General features: G+C 50.2%; 13 protein-coding genes, 1 pseudogene and 1 riboswitch. Of the genes and pseudogenes, 9 read left to right on the forward strand and 5 right to left on the reverse strand.

The window, feature by feature from the left end; all coding sequences use genetic code 11:
- Positions 1–234: 234 nt before the first annotated feature.
- From BGL48_RS00875 to BGL48_RS00885, 3 genes are all read right to left on the reverse strand, one after another.
- Positions 235–2,259 carry a GNAT family N-acetyltransferase gene (locus tag BGL48_RS00875; protein ID WP_069360881.1) on the reverse strand — a complete coding sequence of 675 codons (2,025 nt, stop codon included), beginning with the start codon at positions 2,257–2,259 and terminating at the stop codon, positions 235–237.
- 106 nt (positions 2,260–2,365) lie between these two features.
- Positions 2,366–3,337 carry a ParB/RepB/Spo0J family partition protein gene (locus BGL48_RS00880; RefSeq protein ID WP_069360882.1) on the reverse strand — a complete coding sequence of 324 codons (972 nt, stop codon included), beginning with the start codon at positions 3,335–3,337 and terminating at the stop codon, positions 2,366–2,368.
- 9 nt (positions 3,338–3,346) lie between these two features.
- Positions 3,347–4,555, reverse strand: a complete 1,209-nt coding sequence (locus BGL48_RS00885) for a ParA family protein (protein WP_046076018.1) — start codon at positions 4,553–4,555, stop codon at positions 3,347–3,349.
- 1,354 nt (positions 4,556–5,909) lie between these two features.
- Between BGL48_RS00885 and BGL48_RS00890 the strand changes: the two genes are divergently transcribed.
- From BGL48_RS00890 to BGL48_RS00900, 3 genes are all read left to right on the forward strand, one after another.
- On the forward strand, positions 5,910–7,889 hold the full coding sequence (locus tag BGL48_RS00890; RefSeq protein WP_069360883.1) for a replication initiator protein RctB domain-containing protein: 1,980 nt from the start codon (positions 5,910–5,912) through the stop codon (positions 7,887–7,889).
- A 280-nt stretch (positions 7,890–8,169) separates the two neighbouring features.
- Positions 8,170–9,042, forward strand: coding sequence for a DMT family transporter (locus BGL48_RS00895; protein ID WP_069360884.1), 873 nt, complete (start codon positions 8,170–8,172; stop codon positions 9,040–9,042).
- Between the two features lie 160 nt (positions 9,043–9,202).
- The gene (locus BGL48_RS00900) at positions 9,203–9,832 is read left to right on the forward strand and encodes a GNAT family N-acetyltransferase (protein WP_069360885.1); all 630 of its coding nucleotides are present in this window, start codon (positions 9,203–9,205) and stop codon (positions 9,830–9,832) included.
- Here BGL48_RS00900 and BGL48_RS00905 read toward each other — a convergent pair.
- Positions 9,800–12,058: a bifunctional diguanylate cyclase/phosphodiesterase gene (locus tag BGL48_RS00905; protein ID WP_069360886.1), complete on the reverse strand. Its 2,259-nt coding sequence runs from the start codon at positions 12,056–12,058 to the stop codon at positions 9,800–9,802. The two genes, BGL48_RS00900 and BGL48_RS00905, sit on opposite strands and share 33 nt — an antisense overlap.
- Positions 12,059–12,523: 465 nt before the next feature.
- Between BGL48_RS00905 and BGL48_RS00910 the strand changes: the two genes are divergently transcribed.
- The 5 genes from BGL48_RS00910 (at position 12,524) to thiD (ending at position 18,394) form a co-directional block, all read left to right on the forward strand.
- Positions 12,524–13,306, forward strand: coding sequence for an HAD-IA family hydrolase (locus BGL48_RS00910; protein ID WP_069360887.1), 783 nt, complete (start codon positions 12,524–12,526; stop codon positions 13,304–13,306).
- An 18-nt stretch (positions 13,307–13,324) separates the two neighbouring features.
- Positions 13,325–13,588, forward strand: coding sequence for a DUF3081 domain-containing protein (locus BGL48_RS00915; RefSeq protein WP_069360888.1), 264 nt, complete (start codon positions 13,325–13,327; stop codon positions 13,586–13,588).
- A gap of 76 nt (positions 13,589–13,664) precedes the next feature.
- The gene (locus BGL48_RS00920) at positions 13,665–15,536 is read left to right on the forward strand and encodes a sensor histidine kinase (RefSeq protein WP_069360889.1); all 1,872 of its coding nucleotides are present in this window, start codon (positions 13,665–13,667) and stop codon (positions 15,534–15,536) included.
- Positions 15,533–17,326: a putative bifunctional diguanylate cyclase/phosphodiesterase gene (locus tag BGL48_RS00925; RefSeq protein ID WP_069360890.1), complete on the forward strand. Its 1,794-nt coding sequence runs from the start codon at positions 15,533–15,535 to the stop codon at positions 17,324–17,326. Before BGL48_RS00920 ends, BGL48_RS00925 begins: the two co-directional genes overlap by 4 nt.
- A 54-nt stretch (positions 17,327–17,380) precedes the next feature.
- Positions 17,381–17,481: riboswitch (TPP riboswitch) on the forward strand.
- 61 nt (positions 17,482–17,542) lie between these two features.
- Positions 17,543–18,394 carry a bifunctional hydroxymethylpyrimidine kinase/phosphomethylpyrimidine kinase gene (gene thiD / locus BGL48_RS00930; protein ID WP_069360891.1) on the forward strand — a complete coding sequence of 284 codons (852 nt, stop codon included), beginning with the start codon at positions 17,543–17,545 and terminating at the stop codon, positions 18,392–18,394.
- 113 nt (positions 18,395–18,507) lie between these two features.
- Here the strand turns inward: thiD and BGL48_RS00935 are convergent, their stop codons facing one another.
- Positions 18,508–19,533, reverse strand: coding sequence for a potassium channel family protein (locus BGL48_RS00935; protein ID WP_069360892.1), 1,026 nt, complete (start codon positions 19,531–19,533; stop codon positions 18,508–18,510).
- Between the two features lie 490 nt (positions 19,534–20,023).
- Here BGL48_RS00935 and BGL48_RS16585 point away from each other — a divergent pair.
- Positions 20,024–20,365 (forward strand): annotated as a pseudogene (locus tag BGL48_RS16585) (methyl-accepting chemotaxis protein); the annotation flags it as partial.
- Between the last annotated feature and the right edge of the window lie 8 nt (positions 20,366–20,373).

The raw sequence follows: 20,373 nt of genomic DNA on the forward strand, positions 1-20,373 counted from the left end.
AATGCCAGTGTGCGCAATTGTCTCATTTATAATAAATTATACAGGTTTATCGTTTATGGGAGCAGGATCACTGATAAAAACGTGACCAGGGTAGGATTAATTCATTGACCCTCTTCATGCTCCCCACAATGATCGACATTAGAACGATTTACAGTGTAAATACGTGTCAAGCGTGACAGCGTTTACACTGTAAATCAAGCCAATGCCGCGTGTTTCGTTTACAGTGTAAATCGCTCATGTCGTCAGGTGCATGTGAACATAGTCCCGTATTCGAGATTCCGCGTCCTTCTTTCCCGCAAGCTGATATCGGGTGCAAACCACAGACCAAGGCAACCCTAACAAAATACGGCTAACCAGAATTGGGAGTGTGGCGTTCTCGCCCTTTTTCCCGTCACAACGAATATGATGATATAACCAAGCCTGTAGACTCGATAGGGCAGCATCGACTCCTACACCACCGGCTACAAACCCATCGAGTTGTTGTCTTACTTCCTCCGGTAGCGGTGTGGTTGGTAACCCTGCAATGATAGACATAGCAATGTCCGTTTCCATCCGTTGATGGCTAGTGAGCATCTGAATGGGAAGACTTTGCCTAAACAAGCGCAACGCCAGATCACACCATCTCAATGGCTGGATAGGTTTAATCATTTGCAGTGAGTAGCAGCCACTGGCTTGATCGCGTTTCAATCCCAGTTTAACCGGCTTAAACCCTTGCTTAAACCAAAACGGCGTCAACGATGCGGTTGCACCGAAGCTAACCCCTACCCCAACTACCGAGGCTTCAGCCGCGTGTTGATTCACGACGGCGAGCAACCGTCGACCGACGCCTTGGTGTCGATAGGGCTCGGATACGGCAATACGTTGCACGCGCCAAAGCCTGTCGTGCAAGACCTCAGCCTCCCCCAAATGCGCGGCGACAGATTGGCTAAACAGATGCCCTTTTATCCGGCGTTGCCCCGCAACGACCGCCTGGCACGTTTGCCAATCAACCCCACCCTCTTGACTCACGACACACGCGGCAACCAACTTATCGTTGCGCCAGCCGGCAAAGATTAAGAGAGCGTCATCGTCCAGAAGACGGGCTAAATCGTTAGGCGATGTTTGATAATGGGCCGCGATCAGTAATGTGAATAACTGCCGTAAACACGCCTCGTCTTGATACAACTGGTGACGGCTAATCGGTTCAATCACCACATTTTTAACCCACTCGGTCTCAAGCATATCGGCCCGTTCCGTCGCTAAGTCGTCGTCGCCATTGAGTAAAAAGAGGGCATTCAAGGTACGCTCAACCGGATCATCATCAGCCCATCGCATGGGGGCGGTGAGCTTTAAGGTACGCCATTGTGGCTGCTCTGCATCCAGCATTTGCTTGAGTCGGAGCGTAAAAGCCCGTCCTGTCCCTTCATAGCCATGCTCTGTCGTGGCAATCGCGACGCGACTGTATTGATTAAGCCATTGGCTTATGATTGGAAGCGGGATCGCCGCGGCCTCATCAACCAGTAACAAGTCTGCCGCTGGCGCGTCTTGCAACAGCGCATCAGGCGCGATAAAGCGTATCTGGCTTCCTTGATAATCGATTTTTTGACCGGCGTCATCAACCTGAAGGGTGGCTTTCAGATGATGAAAAAGCGTTGATGCATGGGCAGGGGAAGGCGATGACACAATGATGCGCCTTGGCTTTTTCATCATCAAGTTAGCCGCGGCCATTCCTAATGCGGCCGATTTACCCCGACCTCGATCAGCGCTAAGCAGCAGGGGACGGCGCCGATGTCCGGTCACGACTTTCTCCACCGCAGCAATCGCATCTTTCTGGGTGACTGAATGCGTTTGGGGTCGCACCGAACGTTCTCGCGGTAACCGGTGTTGCCAATGACAATGAAATGCGACGCTATCATCTTCACTCAAACAGCGAAGAAGACGTTGCACGGATGGCGGCATATCTTCAACGCCGGCGGCAATTCGGAGCACAATGAGCGCCCCCGCGCGACAGCAACCGACGATGGCGCAAAAAGCTTCCGCGTTAAATTGCGCGTTCACCTCCACCACGATATGACCACACTCTTGTCCTAACTTTTGCTGAGCCTGGCGCCAACTCAAACCATGTTCAGCGCTTCCCACAATTAACGGGGCTTGTGTCTCATCAAAGCCGGCTAGCACAGTCGCCAAATCCTTATCGACACAAACCAGTTGACGGTGGGAGTGATGGGCTGCACGTAAGATCAGCGGCGCAAAAAAGTCTTCCAATGTGGGTGATGTCATCATGTTTCCATAAGGCTTTTTACCAAGCGGATAGGGGATGATAACACGCAAAAAAAAACGACACGCCAGGCATGTCGTTTTTACTTTGTCATTTTCGGCAAAAAGATTAGCTATCGAGTGTTTGCTTAATCAGCGCTAAAATACGCTCTGCGTCTTCGTCACTGACTTTCTTGAGGTTAATATTCAAATTGTTGCCTTTGCGTCGGTATGACGCTCGCCCTTCAAGCAGTGTTTGCGCTTGCTCTTTTTCAGTAGATGTCGGCGCAACCAGTTCATCCTTAAACTGCTCAATCAACTGGGTGACTTCTCGCGTAATACGCGTCACGCCTTGCGCATCGACCTGTTGCCATAAAGGCGTGTCACCAAGCTTAGCAACCAGCTGTTGTTGCAAAGACGCATCAAGGCCAAAATACAAGCGGTGCAACTTCACAATCGTCGGCCGTCCCAACTCCGACACACTCGGGTAGGCCTGGAGTAGCGGTAAGGGCAGGGCCGCGGCTTTTAGGGCGCCGCTGACCAAGGCTTCGCTACACTGACACGCATTCGCCAATGCTTTTTGGTCACTCACTTCACCACTGTCTAACATTGCCTGCATCTCTTTACCGCGTTCATAAAGCGATAAGGGTTTGTGCGCATTGGCGACATCTGACAAGAATTTAGCATGGCGCGTACTAATGCCTTTGGCCACGTACACTAAGAAATCTTGGTCTGCAATCAGACACGACATGCGGCGTCGGCTACCGTCGAGGACTTCGATACGACCATCGTCAAGCCAACGACCCACTGCAGGGTACTGCTGGCCATGTGCTTTTAGCGTTACCAAAATATCGGATAACGCGAGTTCATTCAGAAATGACTGCTCTCGCGCATTCTTATCAAAGACGGTCGTTTTATCTCGGATCTCACTGGCAGGGACTTTTACCAGCTCAAATTCAACCGTGTGTTCACCGGCGACCGCAAGCTCAATGACTGCCGCTTTTTCACTCGCTGCACTCTGAGCTTCTTGCGTTGTCGTCGCTCGTCGCTTGTCTGCTTTGGCAAACAAACGCGCATTTAAATCAGAGGTCTTAATGGCCATTTTTCGTGATTACTCCTGATTGAGCTGAGACCAGTGGCTGTGCAGCACACGCTCAAGTTCTAAACCGACACGATGGACGGCATCTTGGGCTGTCGACAACGTCTTCTTACCGCCCTCAAAGTCTTGTGAGGTAAGATCAAACACTGTGCTGTACGTGTCGGCGCAGGTCTCAAAGGCGCGACTTCTTGGAATGGTCGCCATCATGACTTGTTCACCTAAAAGATAATTCATTTCCGTTAAGACCGAAATCTGTTTTTTGTTGTCATCTTCAAACATAGTCGGCATCAACCGCACAAACTCGAGGCCATGCCAGTCTTCAGGGAACATCTCATAGACTTGTGGCAGATGCTGGAAAAAGTTCACCGTCGACGCCCAGTCAAGGCGCTTTGCCGCACAAGGGATCACTAACGAGTTTGAAGCATACATCGCATTCCATACCAGCGGATCGATATGCGGGCCTGTATCTATCATGATAATGTCAAACTCATCACTGATTGGGTCGATGACTTTTTCTTGCAGCAACTCAACCACATTCAGAGACTGGCTCGTTGCTAACGCTTGCCACGCCTCAGCATTAAACATCGCGTCTTCTGGGAAGGCCGCCATGGTTTTTAAGTTTGGGTACTGTGTCGGCAATAGGACATTACGCATCATGAAGTCTTTGTCTGCAGGCTGGGGCGTATTATCCAACATGACGTCAACGGCGGAGTAAATCCCCTCTTGCTCGGTCAAACTAATTTGTGGATTGAGGAACAGTCGCAATGAGCCTTGTGGATCCAAGTCGATTAAGCAAATGCGATAACGCTTTTCCAAATTGAGGGCCATACACGCCGCTAAGTGCACCGCACTCATGGATTTACCGGTTCCGCCTTTCTGGTTTTGGATGTTCACCACCCAGGGCTTATGGGTTTTTCCTTTACGCTCATGAAAGGTCGGCACGTTCGCCGCATCCATGATTTGGTGCGCCTCATCGAGTGTAATCGAATAATGGTTAGCGTTGTTTTTAGTAAACTGATGCCCCTCTTGCTCCATGCGAGAGATCGCTTCATCAAGCTTTCGCCGCGTTAATCCAGAACGCGTTTCCATTAATGCTTTTGACATCGGTGGAAAGAGTTGGTCGTGGCGCTCTTCCATCACAATCTCGACCCGATCAGACTGAACCTGTTTCGTCTGCGCGGCGATGTTGCGAAGGTTTTCAATCGTCTTTTCCCTATCCATATTCTTTTTCGCCTTAACGAGAAATAATTGCCGATTGTACAGCACATTCCAGTCAAAACAATAAAAAGGTGAACAAAAGCCAATCAAATAAAGATCCTGCTCACAATTGTTATCTTGGATGATTGATGAAAATAGCGACAAATATCCGCTTATCCTCACCTCGACAAACCTACGATAAGTTCAGCACATTTAAAATGTCACAGCGTCACTTATTTACAATGTAAACAAGTCGAATAACCGGAAGCTTATCTTTGAATGGCTAATTTACGGTATCCGGTCATTGAACTGAGTTTATCGTGACTTAACCCTGAAGCAGGGAAGTTGGTTTGAAAAACATCCCCATTTGTCGCTCACCCGATCGCTTACTACGGTTTTGATCATTTTTCCCGAAACGATGATCAAGGTGTATGGCCTTCATGGACGCCATCACTTGATCATGCTTTCGAGCGTAAGCGCATCACTTAGGAAACATGATCAAGCGGTATTATGGGTTAAATCCTCTGCAAATCCACGCGGCGTATATCGCTATTCAACGGAACAATGATCAAGACTTGCTGTAAACGCTTATACAATGTCCCATTGTTCGGAACGATATAATCAAACCGCCAAATTACGGATAACGTCAGGTGTAACAAGGGATCGAGAAGGATCCTATCCTCCTCTCCGTCTCCAGTGGACGAAACAAGGGGTTAGGTCAAGATGATCGAACAGCACGATCCCCTTCATGATCATTGTTCCAATAACCGGACACATACATCCCGGTGACGGTTATACTGTCAATGTCATTTCGATTTGCTGGATAAGCGTGAAATAGCCGCTAGCCTAACCAACAACATGGACGCTTTTTCATCGGATCGGCTAAAAAAGCGCTGTCTTGATCATTGTTCCTAAGTCCCATTCGCCCGTTTAGTCACTAAATCGAATAACATCATCGTCAGCGATAGCCTATCACTGTGGATAAGATGTGTATCACGCTTGATCATCGTTGCCGTTATTATCTGATCATCAATGCGGTAAGATGTTGATCATTGATGCGGGCCTTACTTGATCATCGTTGGTGCGTGGTGATGATCATGTCTCCGAGACTTTGATGATCATGCTTTCGAGGAAGGTAAAATTATACTTCATAAAAATCAGAATGTTATATAAATCCAATTGTTTGGATCATAAGATCAGATCATCAAATTAGATCAGAATAATCATAAAGATCAGTTAAAAAGCACAATAAAAAAGATCTTTCTTTTTGGTTCTTTTTTTATTAGTCTTTCCCTGGAAGAGTGATCGATTTACGGTTTCCGTCAATTCAATTAAAAATGCGCGTTGAGTATGCTCGTGACAAAGGATTTAAGCTGACATGAATGCCAGTAAACCCGAAAAAATCTTGATAAAAGCCCCTCGCTCCCACAAAGACGGGCATTTGTTTGCCGTTCATGATCAGTTGATTGATTGGCTTGCACAGTATGAACACTTTAAAGGGGTAACCAAAAGCATTCTAGAGCTGCTGAACTTAATTTCAGTGCGGGGCTTTGCCTCTCAAGACGGGTATGTCTCCACCACAGAATTGGTTGATGCGACAGATGGCCAACTCACACGCGCAGCGATTCAGCAAAGGCTTCGTGCCGCTGTCCAGTTAGGACTGTTCATTCAGCAACCTGTGCGGTTTGAAGAAGGACTCGCGGGCAAAACCATGCTGCATCAGTTTGTTAATCCTAGCCGATTGATCTCATCGCTCGGCAGTGCAGGCCTAATGACAGAAAAAAGTCGCGATGCAGTCAAACAAAAACGTTCAAAAGCATTAGCGCAAACACAAGTTAATCGACAACTACTCAGTGAGCATGGACTGGGCACGCCCCCCATGATGCCTGGTGAAAAAGATCAGATTTTGGTCTCACCGACCAGCTGGGCTGGGATCATTGATCAAGCGCTTGCCCCTCCGCGCACCAAAAAAGGTTATCAAAAATCGATGGTGGCGATCAGTGGGACCAAAGCGATCATTGAAACCCGCTCGGCTAAGTCGATCATGACAGTGGATGATCTGATGACACTGTTCGCCCTGTTCACCCTCACGGTGCAGTACCATGATCACCATTTGCCTAATTACGAGCTACAAACACAATCAATTGGCAACAAAACCCCCATCTATATCACCGATATTCTGCAATTACGGGGTAAAAAAGACAGTGGTCCTGCACGTGACGCCATCCGCGAAAGCATCGATAGAATTGAGTTTACTGACTTTCAGCTTCATGAGCTGACAGGACGTTGGCTCAGTGAAAACATGCCAGAAGGGTTCAAAAGTGACCGATTCCGGTTCTTAGCCAGAACCATTACCGCCTCGGAGGAAGCGCCTCAAGAAGGTGAAGATGGTGAGGTTAGGATCAAGCCCAACCTTTACATCTTGGTGTGGGAACCTTCGTTCTTTGAAGAGTTGATGACACGCGATTATTTCTTTTTGTTCCCACCAGAGATATTGCGTCAGCACACCTTGGTGTTTCAGCTCTACTCGTTGTTCAGAAGCCGTATGTCGCGTCGACTCGAAGATTCTATGTTGCTTAGCGAGCTGAACCAAAAAATGGCGCGGAATATCGAATGGCGCCGTTTTTCCAGTGATTTAATCCGGGAGCTGCGAAAGCTGGCGGAAGGGAAGGTGACCGAATCTGTCTTTGCGGTAAACTTGTGGGGGTATCACTTAACGTTAACGCGCGAAGACGAAGAGAAAAAATACCCTGACTACCGCATAGACATAAAATGCAACGTGGACGAGGTGATCCGCTATTCGCGTGCCAAGATGTATAACGAGGGCAAACGTTCGCTGGCCCCCACCATGCCCAACCCATTGCGAAACGAGATCTTACCCAGCCAAGACCTTGATCAGCTTTCCGGGATCATTGATGGTGAGTTTGAACCGATCCAGCGCAAAGAGAAGAGCAGTGGCCGCTTGGGACGTCGTGTTAAACAACGTAAGCACTTGGTTGAGATTAATGCAGATGAACTGACCATTGTGCTCTCAAAGTATACGTCTGAGGAAGCGTTGCAACGCAGTATTACCGCGTTGTCGGCGATGACAGGGCATCCTTCATCCGTGATCACCGAAGAATGTCAGGGGTATTTAGAAAAGCTTGATTGGTTGCGCGTGGGTGAGCAAGTGGTCTCTTACGAAACACTCAGCCGCACCATCGAGTTTTACAATCAACAACAGCATGATAGACACCTTTCTATTGAAAAGTTGATATCTGGCCTAGCCGTGCGACGAAAAGTCTGTCAGCGCGTGTTTGAGGGCCATCTCGATGGGCAAGTGCTTAAGGCTCTGGATGATATTGCAATGGGCGGGTAGTGACCGATTTTGCAGGTTGTTGACAGGGTAATGACACAAGCTTCGATGATCGACGTAAACTACCTCTCGATACCTTTGTCCTATTGGGTGCTCTGATGGCACCATTTGGCGAATCACTTGCCGAGCGGGCTTTGCCCGCTTTTTTCTCCTTGCCTTCCTCATCCGCTTACCGAGTATCCATCTGTTAGGCTCCGTTGGCGATTCGCTTGGATTTTATTTGCCGCTTTACAGTGTAAACTACCTGCTTTATCCATCCTTTGTGTGAGTTTGTGAGACAGTCATGCCATTTTTATTGCCGTTAGCCGCGGTGCTCATCTGGGCGATTAATACGATTGTAAACAAGATGTCGGTGACTGTGATTGCACCTGGTGCGATGGCGTTCTATCGGTGGTTTTTTGCCATTTTAGTGTTAACGCCCTTTTGTCTGCCCACTGTATGGCGACAACGACGTGCCGTTGGCCGATTAGCGCCACGTTTAGCCGTGCTGGCATTACTCGGGATGGTGACCAATCAATCCGTAGCTTACTTTGCGGCACAAACGACCACGGCAACCAATATGGCGCTGATTATGTCGTTGGTACCAATGTTAAGTTTATTGATCAGTGTACCCACACTCGGGCAACCGTTAACGACGCGGGCAGGGATCGGGGCCATGTTATCCTTCGGTGGATTGGTCTATATGTTGACGCTGGGCAAACCGCTTTCTCTTTTTCACGCTGGTGCGTCGGTGGGGGATGGGCTGATGCTGGTGTGTGCGTCCTCATATGCACTGTATTGCGTGCTTCTTAAGCGATGGACGATGGCACTGTCAAACTGGGTCTCAGAGTATGTACAAGCCTTGTTTGCGGTGATCATGTTGCTGCCGGTCTTGTGGATGGCGCCTAGTCCTACGATCCCCGCGGACGCTTACCCATTGGTGGGATTTGCCGCCTTGGGCGCTTCGGTGATTGCTCCAGCGGTTTGGCTACACGCTATCGCGCTCAATGGGGCGAGTCGAACGGCGATGTACATGAACCTTCTCCCCGTGATGACAGCGGCTATCGCCGTTGTTGTGCTAGGGGAAACACTCACTCAGTACCACTTGTTGGGCGGTGGATTGGTGATGCTGGGTGTGGCCATCTCACAGCAATCAAGACGTCGGTCTTGCGCGTAACCGTCTACACTCAATAAAAGTGGGTTGTTTGACGGAGGTCGCCAATGTGGTGGTTAATTGAGTTAAACTGGGTACCTTTGTGGGTCACACCGACAAACGGTCGCTGTGACGGGGCAGGGTCGTCACCGATTATCTGGTAAAGAGAGAACAGTAACCCGACATGGACGTGGATGTAACTAACCGCTTAGTCGTTACCTTGAGAGCCGCGCGGCGAAACGAAGCCCGTTATTTTTGGCGCAATATTTATTACTCTCGTGCCTGGAAACAGTATGATGCGCCTTACACACCCATTGAGCCGGTGTCGTTTTGGTCGTTTCGTTTTGGTCTTTTTCGCCGGTTCATCGTGGGTGACACGGCACAGGTGATTTGTGTGGATAACGAGCCAGTCGGTTATGTCACTCTTTACTGGGAAGACAAACGCACGCGTTGGTTGGAAGTGGGGATCACCATTTTCGATCCCACAGACTGGGGCAAAGGTATCGGCCGACGTGCACTGACGCAGTGGATTGACCAATTGTTTATTCGTCACCAAGTAAACCGAATCGGCTTAACGACCTGGTCAGGGAACACGGGGATGATGCGCTGTGCCAAAGCGCTAGGAATGTCTGAGGAGGGGCGCTTACGCGCCGTCCGTTACTATCAAGGTGAGTATTATGACTCACTCCGCTACGGTGTGTTGCGCGACGAGTGGTTGCAGCAAGCGGCGCCATTATGTCGAATGGGTACGTCATCCGCCGAAGCCATGACAACCGTCGCCTCAACCATGCACCAAGACCATTCGCTGGTGTGATTTTGGCAGCAACCAATCTTCAAGCGCTGTCCGCGCAATCGGGCGAGAGAGCACATATCCTTGCAAGTAGTCACATTGGTGTTGGCGCAGCCAGCCTAGCTGCTGTTTGGTCTCGACGCCTTCTGCTACGACGGTTAAACCGACGGCATGTGCCATGGCAATCATTCCTCGACAAAGGGGCGCCGCTTTGCCGTTGGGCTGATCGATATCCATGATAAAACTGCGATCCATCTTAATCACGCTAAACGGATATTGGCGCAGTAAAGAGAGGGATGAATACCCGGTGCCAAAGTCATCGAGGTACAGTTTGATTCCCAGCGCGTGAAGCTGATGTAAGTTCTTCCCCACCGTTTCTGAATGCTCAAGTAGGGCTGTTTCTGTCATTTCTAACCCCAGACACTGGGGCGCAAACTGGTGCCTGGCGATCAGTGAGGCGACGTCATCGGCAAAAGTGGCTGACTGACACTGCTTGGCCGACACATTCACCGTGATAGATGGACATTGGTTAGTGGGAAATCGGATATGCCAGCTATCAAGCACATCAGCGACTTGCTCGAGCACCCAGTCGCCAAGCTCAATGATATAACCGGTTTCTTCTGCGATTGGGATGAACTCTGCCGGTGAGATCGACCCCAGCGTCGGGTGTTGCCACCGGAGCAGCGCTTCTGCATGGCTGAGTGTTTCATGTTCACCATCAAAAATAGGTTGAAACATCAGGTGAAACTGCTGCTGTGCCAACCCTTTCTTTAAGTCTTGTTCAACAATAAAGCGTTGCTGGACTTTGGCAAGCATGGCCGGTTGGAAAATGGCCAGGCGATCACGGGTTTGCTTGGCGTGATACATGGCAATATCCGCCTGCTGAATGATATCCGTCACCGAGGCATTGGCCTTGTTCACCGAGGCAATGCCAATGCTGGCGGACAAGTTAATCATATGCTCGTCCACCTTGTAAGGTGCGCTGAGTGCCTGGAGCAGGTGCTTGGCTTTGGTTTGTGCCAATGCCAGTGAGCTGTCGGCTTTAAGCAAAATGATGAACTCGTCGCCACCAAAGCGAAATACGCGCTCGCCACTGACCGATTGTGTCAAACGTTTAGCAACCTGTTTTAGAAGCGTATCTCCCGTCACATGACCGAGAGAGTCGTTAACCACTTTAAACCGATCGAGATCGATAAACAGCAAGGTAAAATGCTCGCTGTACTGGGCGCTCACTTGCTGGAGTGCGCCCTCCAAGGCATTGTCGAGCGCCGCTCGGTTTGCCAGCCCCGTTAGAGTGTCATGATGTGCTTGATGGGTAAGCTGGCGGGTCTGCTTGTTGACTAAGTGTTGTGCCAATGACAGTCGGTTAGCGTAAGACCAAAAACTGGCCAGAACCGATAAGCCGAGTGACAATACCAATAGCCCGACCAGCACCCCGTAGAGTAGCCCGGTGTGCAAGCCGCGCAGATGAGTAAACCTGACCACTAACCCTTCTTCACTTCCCGCAATCGGAATAGTGATGTCGGGCGAGTGAGTATTTCGCCATGTTTGCAATGCTTGCGTTGAGTGCGTGGCAAACATTTGCTGGTGGCCAAAGGCTTCACGGGCGATTAGCCCCATATCGGGCGCGGGAGTGTCATCTTGCCAGAGCGTGGGTAGAAAGGTATCAAAATAAAGTGTGGTGGCGAGAAAACCGGCTAATTGGCCGTCTCGTGCGGTAATGGCTGCAAACCATCGTACCCCATGGCCTTGCTCGTCGTGAATTAATCGCGCGACGGGCTGGCGCTTAAAATAAGCCCGTTCCATGGTGACGGTATTCTCGCATTGCGCATCCGCGCGCCAACCTGAATAGCCCTCTGCCGCAGCTTTGGGGGACAAGTAAAGCGCGGGAAACGTATCACCCCGCATCACCCACTGGCAGGCATGGTTATTGAGCGGTGGAAAGGGATGATAATGCCCGTGTTGCGCGGCAAACAGTTTTAACTCAGCGCGATTGACTCGAGGTAGCCACATGACGCTGTCAAGCCCAGAGCGCTTTTGGGTATGGTTATCGATAAAGGCATGGAATTTATCACGTGTCAGGCCGCCTTCTTGTTGCAGATACAACTGCGCCGATAATTGAAGCTCATAGAGTTGGGAAAAGGCTTTACTGAGTGTGTGACGTTGCTTTTCCACGTCGGTCGAAAATCGGCTTTGCTGACGCTGGTTTTCCAAGGTATAGACAGACCAACCGGCGATCAGCGCAATCATTACAACCGCCAGGTAACGCCATAGAGGCTGTGAAGAAAAATACCGCATATAAAGAATACATCGAATCTCACTATCGAGAGAGACAGGGTAGAGCGGTTCGATGACAATCTATGCCTATTTGTTTTTCATTTTCATGACAAAGCGAGGGCTATCGATCGCCGTGTTCCCTCAATCGTCAAAAACGTGACGGATTTTTATACAGGGTTAAGGTCGGTATCGATGAGTGCAAAGATATATAAATGTGAAAATGATCACGTTATGGTTAGGGGCTTGATTCGCCTCTGAAGTTTGTGGGCAAGCGGTGAGTTATGCAATTTTGTTCCGGTGATTCGATACATTGTGCCTGCTGTTTTGGTAGGATGCTTTCTGGTTCTCTGCTAACTTTCAAAGACTCGTTGGATAGCAAGCCCGATCCACCGTTCCCTTTCCTTTCTGGCGATAACACACTGATTGTGGAGGCGTTCCATGAAAAAATTGGAGAATATCTCTGCGATATGCTTTGACTTAGACGGCACGATCGCAGACCCTTTTGATGATCTATACGACGCTGTCCTCGGCATGTTGAGAGGGTTTGATTTGCCGGAGGAAGAGCCCAGTGCGATTCGAGACTGGATTGGTGATGGCGCGGATTTATTGATCCATCGGGTGCTTACGCGACACATTGATGGGCGGGTTTCCACCACCGTACTGAACCAAGCCCGCGCGTTGTTCCTGTCCTCATACCTAGGCAAAAAACCGCCAAAAACTCGACTCTATCCAGGGGTACTTGCTTGTCTTGAAGGTCTCTCTCAACGTCAGTTCCCGATGATATGTACCACGGACATGCAAACGGCGCATGCCAATAGCCTACTCAAAGCGCTTGGGGTCAGCCACTTTTTTACCCGTATCTTAGGAACCGATGCAATCGCAGCCGGAAAGCCGGATCCCGATAGCATTTTTGAATCGGCGGCGATTTTAGCAGTGCCACCATCAGAATTGCTGGTGGTTGGTGATGCCGTGAATGATGTTCATGCGGCAAGAGCCGCGGGCTCGCCTGTCGTGTGTGTCGATTACGGCTATAATTACGGTACGGCAATCCAAAAAACGGGGCCAGACACCACCCTTGATACTTTGGCAGCCTTGCCCAATATTATTTCTAAGCCAAGCCGGCTTGAGGTGTCAGGGCATGTGTTGACTACGCCACCGGTATTGGCCGGCCCACTTTATGGTCGTGGATCACGGCCGGGAGGTGGAGCACAATTTCGCTAACACAGCCAGGAGGGAAGCGTGAAAAACGAACTCAATCCTACCCATCTGCTTCGCGCGTTTGAGATAGTTACGGAGTTTGGTGAGAAAATAGAAGATGGGCACCGCCTAGATGGCATTGACGCTTTCTCAGATTATGACGGCTATACCATTTATTTAGCAGGAAATGGGGTACAGTTACGTGTGGGGTTTCACAATACCTATGATCTTGACTATGAGCACGAAAACCTAAAAGAGCAGTTCCTGAAAAAGGTCGATGCGCTAGTCAAAAACTATAAAAGATAGCGACGGATAGGCAATGCATGCCGGACCGTCACACGCCCCACAATGGGGCGTTTTTTATAGGTCAAAGGCAGGGAGCATGGACAGCGAACCAATCACCACAAACCGAACACGCGGGACCCAAGCCCATTATCAAGCGTTAGTCGACAGCGCGGCAGCCGCGATCTTGGTGATTGATGAACGCGGCATTATTTTAGATGCGAACCCGTTCACCCACCGATTATTGGGTTATCACCCGCAACAGCTAATCGGAAAGAATGTTGATTGTTTAATGCCGCCGGAGCACCAAGGGAAGCATGACCATTATTTACGGCAATATATAACAACAGGCCAGGCAAACATTATCGGTACCGGCCGGCGGGTTGAGGCACGGCATCAAGCGGGGCATGTGGTACCGATTCATCTTGCGGTCAGTGAAGTGTGGGTTGAAGACCGGCGAGAGTTTATTGGCATTATGTCTGATATGCGCGCGCTGACTCAGGCTCAGACTCGTATTAAACACGAACGCAATCAACTCAAAACCATTATTAATGCGATCGCCAATCCTGTTTTTGTCCGAGAGCTGGGCGGACACTATTCGCTTGCAAATTACGCCTGCCTACAAGCATTAAATGTCGAGCATGTTGAACAGCTTGCTGAGGCAATTCATGGTGCCTTGCCTGAGGGAATGCGCGAAACCCTCAATGCGCTTGATCACCAACTGACGCTCGATGGTGAACCCGTTCATGTCGATGTGACATTAAGAGATGGTCGGACTTTTAAGCTCGCTAAAACGCTTATTCGCCACGTAGAGGGAGAGCCTTACGCCATTGTGACTGTTGGGTATGATGCCACACCATTACTGCAAGCGAAGCACGAGGCAGAACGCGCCAATCAAGCCAAAAGTGATTTTCTCTCTGCCATGAGTCATGAGCTGCGCACGCCTTTGAACAGTGTGCTCGGTTATGCGCAACTACTACAACGATCCTCTTCTCCTCGCTTGACGGAGACGCAACGGCAATATGTCGATCAAATTCACCAAAGTGGTCGCCACTTACTCACCTTAATTAATGATGTGCTGGATCTTGCCAAACTTGAGGCAGGAAAAACGGTGGTCAATGTCACTTGGTATCCGGTTCGCGCCCTTGTCAGTGATGCCGTTCGAACACTACTCCCGCTCGCACAGCAACAGCACGTTGAGTTAGATGATTGCCTACCCGCGGATCTGAGTGGCGACCTATATGTGGATCCAACCCGTTTCAAACAAGTGTTGATCAATTTACTCAGCAACGCGATTAAATATAATCATCCTCAGGGGCGAGTATGGGTTGAAGCCAGTCATCCATCGTCAACCTTGACGATCTCTGTATCAGATACCGGGATCGGTATCGCTGAAAATCGGTTAAACCATCTTTTTGAGCCTTTTAACCGCTTGGCCGCCGAACAATCACAGATTGAAGGGGCAGGTGTGGGGTTAGCGGTGAGCCATCAATTGGTTGTGCAAATGCAAGGCGAGATGTCAGTAAAAAGCCAGCCAGGCAAGGGCAGTTGTTTTGCAGTGACTTTCCCTTACCGGGCGTCGACGCGACCTGACGATCAAGGTTGTACGTGTCTCCGCGTGAGCCAGCCGCATCGCGTGCTCTATATTGATAATAACAGTGCCCGTCAGCGCCTGATGACCGATTGCTTTGAAGATTGGCCAATGTTGACACTCTATCATGCGCATGGGCTGTCACTGGCTGAGGCTGTTGCGCTCGCGTCTCCGCCATCGTTAGTCATTATGGCGGCTGATAGCGTTGCGGCAACGTCCGAACAAATACAAGCACTATTTGGCGACAAACCACTCATTGTTCTGACTGACAACCCATGCGACGAACCACATAACAAACCGACATTACGACGTTTATCGCTGCCGCTCTCGTCAGCGGACTTGGCTGAGGCCATACAATTATTATTAGAGGAGAGGCTATGACAAAGGATCCGTCACAAGCACATATATTGATCATTGATGATCGACCGGAAAACATTCACTTACTGTCTACCATGCTCAAGCAAGCCGGTTATCAACAGCTGAATGGACTCACCGATCCTCGCCTTGTTACCGATGCTCTCTCCCCCGTTCCCGACCTGATTTTACTCGATATGCGGATGCCGCAGCGCTCTGGCTTACTGGTGCTGGATGATCTTAATGACGCTTTAGATGAGCATTGCCCGCCCGTGATGGTACTCACCGCAGATAATGACCTGAATTTGCGTAACCAAGCGTTATGCCGTGGCGCGATTGATTACATCAGCAAACCCTTTGATCACGATGAGGTGTTACAACGGATTCAAAACCTTTTGCATCTGCAATTGAAAACCCGTAAAGAGCGCGATCAAGCGGCACGGCTGCAAATGCTGGTTAACAAACAAACGGCGGCTTTACGCGCGCTTTCTTTGACCCATCCGTTAACTGGGCTACCAAATCGTCGCGCATTATTAGATGCCGCTGAGCGCCAGCTGAGCAAAGGGCCGGTGACTGTGATGATGATTGCCTTAGATGGCATGGAAGCGGTGACCAAACACCAAGGCCATTTAATGACAGAGGCACTATACAAACAAGTGGCCAATCTGCTAGCCAATAGTACAGTGGCGCGCCCACATCGCATTGGCGTTTGGGATAGCACACGACTGGTGATGCTGATTGAAGAACACGATAACCATGCCGTAGAAAAAGCCGCGCGCATCAATCGGTTGATCAGCGGACATCACACGCTCGATGGGCGTTTAATGTTTTTACGTTGCCACATTGGTATCAGCCGCACGGAGCTTGAGACACAAGATGTGGCGCAACTGTTTCGTCAAGCCATTTTAGCGATTCCGACGGATGACCAACTTATCGGCGAATATCAGCCTGAGCTTGATAGCCAAGCTCAGCGCGCGCATTTGATTCGCACCGAATTAGGGCCAGCACTGCAAAGCGGACAATTATCACTGGCGTATCAACCCAAATGGCGATTAGACGGCGGTTTGATGATAGGCGCGGAAGCGCTGTTGCGTTGGCAGCATCCGACCCTTGGAGCCATCAGTCCGGCGGAATTTATCCCCATCGCCGAACGCAGCGCAGACATGATCCAACTGGGCGACCACGTACTGGTGATGGCCTTAGCCGCGGTTGAATGTTGGCGAAAAAACAAACTGATCAACGATAGCTTTCACCTGTCAGTCAATGTTTCTGCCCAGCAGTTTCGCCCCGGCTTTGCTGACAGCGTCTTAGCTCGGTGCCAGGCAGTTGATGTCCCTTTGCATCTGATTCAATTAGAGGTCACAGAATCAGCACTGATCCAGCACATGTCGGTGGCACTGAAAGAGCTACAACAATTGCGAGATGCAGGCATGCATATCGCCCTCGATGACTTTGGCACCGGCTATAGCTCGCTCAGTTACCTTAAACAGTTACCGGTCGATTGGGTCAAACTTGATCGCAGCTTTATCCAAGACTTGGCTACCAACGCCAGTGATAAGCACTTGGTGGGTAGCGTGATTGATTTGGCCCATGGTTTTGGTCATGGTGTGGTCGCCGAGGGCGTCGAAAAAGAGGACCAGCAGTATGTGCTACAAACCATTGGCTGCGACCAAGTGCAGGGCTTTTTATACGCACGGCCCCTAATTCAAGAGGGATTTGAACAACTGCTTAAAACCGCCAACCAAGGCAACGCGACCATTAATAGCAACGCGACGCTCAATAGCAATGCAACCAGCAACAGTAATGAGATGGCCTAAACGCGCAATTAGCACCCTCATACTTGCGCTTTATCACTAAGGTTTATATTCTGAGCGTGTTAGTCGGGGAGCAAGTAATTGCTGAGACTGCGAAAGCAGGACCCGTAGAACCTGATCCAGTTAGCACTGGCGGAGGGAACTGACACGTTCAGCATACGAAGTGGCCTATTCGGGCTCGCTTTGTCTCCTTCCGCCCCTGATGATTAAGGGGCCAATATGAACCTATCTCCACCTGTTATTCTTACCATCGCCGGCTCAGACAGCGGTGGCGGTGCCGGCATTCAAGCTGATATTAAAGCGATTTCAGCTACCGGCGGTTATGCGTGCTCGGTGATCACCGCATTAACCGCGCAAAACACCTGTGGCGTTGAGGCCGTCTCGGCGGTTGATCCTGGTTTTGTCCGCGCCCAATTAGATGCGGTGTTGTACGATATGCCGGTGCGTGCAGTGAAAATCGGTATGCTCGCCAACCAAGCGATTATTCGCGAAGTAGCCGCCGTGTTGGCGCGGTCGCCACACTTACCGGTGATTTTAGATCCCGTGATGGTGGCTACCAGCGGTGATCCTTTGTTGGATAAACACGCCATGACAGCGCTGATTGAAGAGCTGATCCCACGCGCAACCGTGCTCACCCCCAACTTGCCGGAGGCGGCGCGATTAACCGGTCAGCCTGTCCCTACCTCCATTGAGAAAATGCATGCGTTAGTCCCCGCCTTGCGTCGCCTCGGCTGCCCGTACGTGATGCTCAAAGGTGGCCATTTACATCACGCCACTGAAAGTGTGGATGTATGGATTAGCCGAGATACGTGCCAAACCCTGAGTGCCCGTCGGGTTGAGACCGCGAATACTCACGGCACAGGCTGTTCACTGTCTGCAGCGATCGCCTCTTATTACGCCCAAGGGATGACACCCATTGAAGCCGGGCGCGCGGCGAAACATTATCTCACCGACGCGTTGGCGCATAGCCAGCAGTTAAAGGTGGGAAGAGGCGCAGGGCCTGTTCATCATTTTTACGCTTACCCCGTTGAGGCGCGTCAACCCGATGTAAAAGAAGCCTCGGTCGAATAGACGGTTTTTCACCAATAGGGCACCTAAAGCGAGTCCGCCGCTCCTAAGGTGAAGCGGCGGACTGTTCGGGAAAGGCTAACAGCAGGTGTCGCGTGTGATGAATGGTACCCGAATTACGCCGCTGACCAATGCGGTAAACGCTCGGCTGAAATATAGAATACGCGATCGCCAGGGGCGACGTCTGTTGCAAGGTTGGGGTTAAGGGTAATGCCTTCACCTTTATCGAGACCAATTAATGTCGCATCGTATTCGTGCTTTAATTGGTTGAACAGGGTGCCCACATCCGTGGCGCTCGCATTGGTGGGATAGCGTGCGCAATACTGCGTCATCCCCTGTGCTGTGCTTAACAGCTCGTGATGCAACTGGCTGGAACCCGGATCCACGGCAGCTTTCGCTAGCATTTCCACCGACACAGATGGCACACACTCGGCGTGTGGATAGTGCTGTTTTAATATTTGGCTGAGTGCATCATCTTGAAAGTAGGCGAGCAGATGCGCTGAGGGGTTTTTGTGCGCGCAAAATAAGGCCGCTGACAGGGTAATATCGTCTTCGGGGTTATCGATAATAATGCTCGCGGCACTATCAATACCCGCACGGGCAATGCCCTCGGCATCGGTAAAGCTGGTGACGCGCACAAATTCCACCTCGCCAGGGAGCGGGTTTTCCATTTCGGGACGCACACAAAGCACAATAGGACGATCGCCATGCACACCGCTTTGTAGTAGGCGAATAAGCTGGATAGTGCGTTGACCATTCCACCCTAACACCAGAATATGATTTTTCACTGTAAGACTCCGTTTTCCTTGTAATCCACGTCGCCAATAATCGACCAACGCACTGGTTACATGCCCAATCACAACGGCAAATAACCCCAGCCCGCCGGGAATAATCCAAAAGGCGGTAATCCACTGTCCTGCTTCTGTCGCCGGCGAATAGTCGCCATAGCCAACGGTGGAGGCGGTGACCATTAAGTAATAAATATAGCGACCGAGTGACTGGGTCATCTCGGTTTCGCCCGCCCAGTACAAAAGCAGCCAGCCGATGATGCCGTAAGCAAGGACCACCAAGCCCAAAATACGCCCATTCAAATGGGCGAAGTGACTGATAATCCAACGTTTAAAAAGCAACCAAAAGGTCATAATGTTTCGCTCATTCGCCGCAGAGACGTCAGTATGGCGGGATTTTTTATCGGTTTACAGTGTAAATCAAATGATTGGCGTAAAATGGATCACATTTCGCTCCGTTTATCATACAAAGCCAATATTAAGCGTTAAAATATTATAAAAAGCTTAATTAGGAGCCAGCGTGTTTATATCCCGTCGTCAACTTGAACAAGAACAGCAAAAACAAGTCGCTCTACAGCAAAAAATTGAGCAGATTAATCAGACCATCGACGCGCTGAATGCAGAGAAAGCTGCATTGCAGGAAGAGCTAGACACCGCAGAGAAAAAACGACAAACGGGGAAAGCGATTGATGCCAACTTATGCCATTTTGGTGACTCTATCAATGCGACCCAATCCTCTCTGGCTACCCTAGCGGACACCATTAACGGTGAAAAAGAACGGGTAACGGACGTGAGCCATCAGGCGTCGTCGTGTGCCGAGCAAGTTAATGATCTTGCTCGTCACGTGCAATCCTTATCCGCGCAATGTCAGCAATCGTCGGAAGCGATTCGCTCGCTCGATCAGCATGCACAAGAGGTAAGCGGTATTGTGAACTTGATTCGCGATGTCGCCGATCAAACCAATCTCTTGGTATTAAACGCGGCGATTGAAGCGGCACGTGCCGGCGAGCAAGGTCGAGGGTTTGCGGTCGTCGCCGATGAAGTGCGTAGCTTGGCGGAGCGCACAGCCAGTGCCACGCAAGATATTACCCAGCTGGTCGAGAAGATTCGCGCTGGGAGTGGGCATGCTTGCACACTTACCGATCAGCTTGCCAGTGACGCGATCGAATATAGCGAGCAAGGCCAACAGGTGGC

The organism is Salinivibrio sp. SS3, assembly GCF_001722105.1.
Taxonomy (GTDB): domain Bacteria; phylum Pseudomonadota; class Gammaproteobacteria; order Enterobacterales; family Vibrionaceae; genus Salinivibrio; species Salinivibrio kushneri.

Bases quoted from the DNA above. Each gene is read 5' to 3' on its own strand.
- BGL48_RS00920 (WP_069360889.1), top strand. From the start codon at position 13,665: ATGGACAGCGAACCAATCACCACAAACCGAACACGCGGGACCCAAGCC.
- BGL48_RS00885 (WP_046076018.1), bottom strand. From the start codon at position 4,555: ATGGATAGGGAAAAGACGATTGAAAACCTTCGCAACATCGCCGCGCAG.
- BGL48_RS00900 (WP_069360885.1), top strand. From the start codon at position 9,203: ATGGACGTGGATGTAACTAACCGCTTAGTCGTTACCTTGAGAGCCGCG.
- BGL48_RS00890 (WP_069360883.1), top strand. From the start codon at position 5,910: ATGAATGCCAGTAAACCCGAAAAAATCTTGATAAAAGCCCCTCGCTCC.
- BGL48_RS00905 (WP_069360886.1), bottom strand. From the start codon at position 12,058: ATGATTGCGCTGATCGCCGGTTGGTCTGTCTATACCTTGGAAAACCAG.
- BGL48_RS00910 (WP_069360887.1), top strand. From the start codon at position 12,524: ATGAAAAAATTGGAGAATATCTCTGCGATATGCTTTGACTTAGACGGC.
- BGL48_RS00925 (WP_069360890.1), top strand. From the start codon at position 15,533: ATGACAAAGGATCCGTCACAAGCACATATATTGATCATTGATGATCGA.
- BGL48_RS00880 (WP_069360882.1), bottom strand. From the start codon at position 3,337: ATGGCCATTAAGACCTCTGATTTAAATGCGCGTTTGTTTGCCAAAGCA.
- BGL48_RS00935 (WP_069360892.1), bottom strand. From the start codon at position 19,533: ATGACCTTTTGGTTGCTTTTTAAACGTTGGATTATCAGTCACTTCGCC.
- BGL48_RS00895 (WP_069360884.1), top strand. From the start codon at position 8,170: ATGCCATTTTTATTGCCGTTAGCCGCGGTGCTCATCTGGGCGATTAAT.
- thiD (WP_069360891.1), top strand. From the start codon at position 17,543: ATGAACCTATCTCCACCTGTTATTCTTACCATCGCCGGCTCAGACAGC.
- BGL48_RS00875 (WP_069360881.1), bottom strand. From the start codon at position 2,259: ATGACATCACCCACATTGGAAGACTTTTTTGCGCCGCTGATCTTACGT.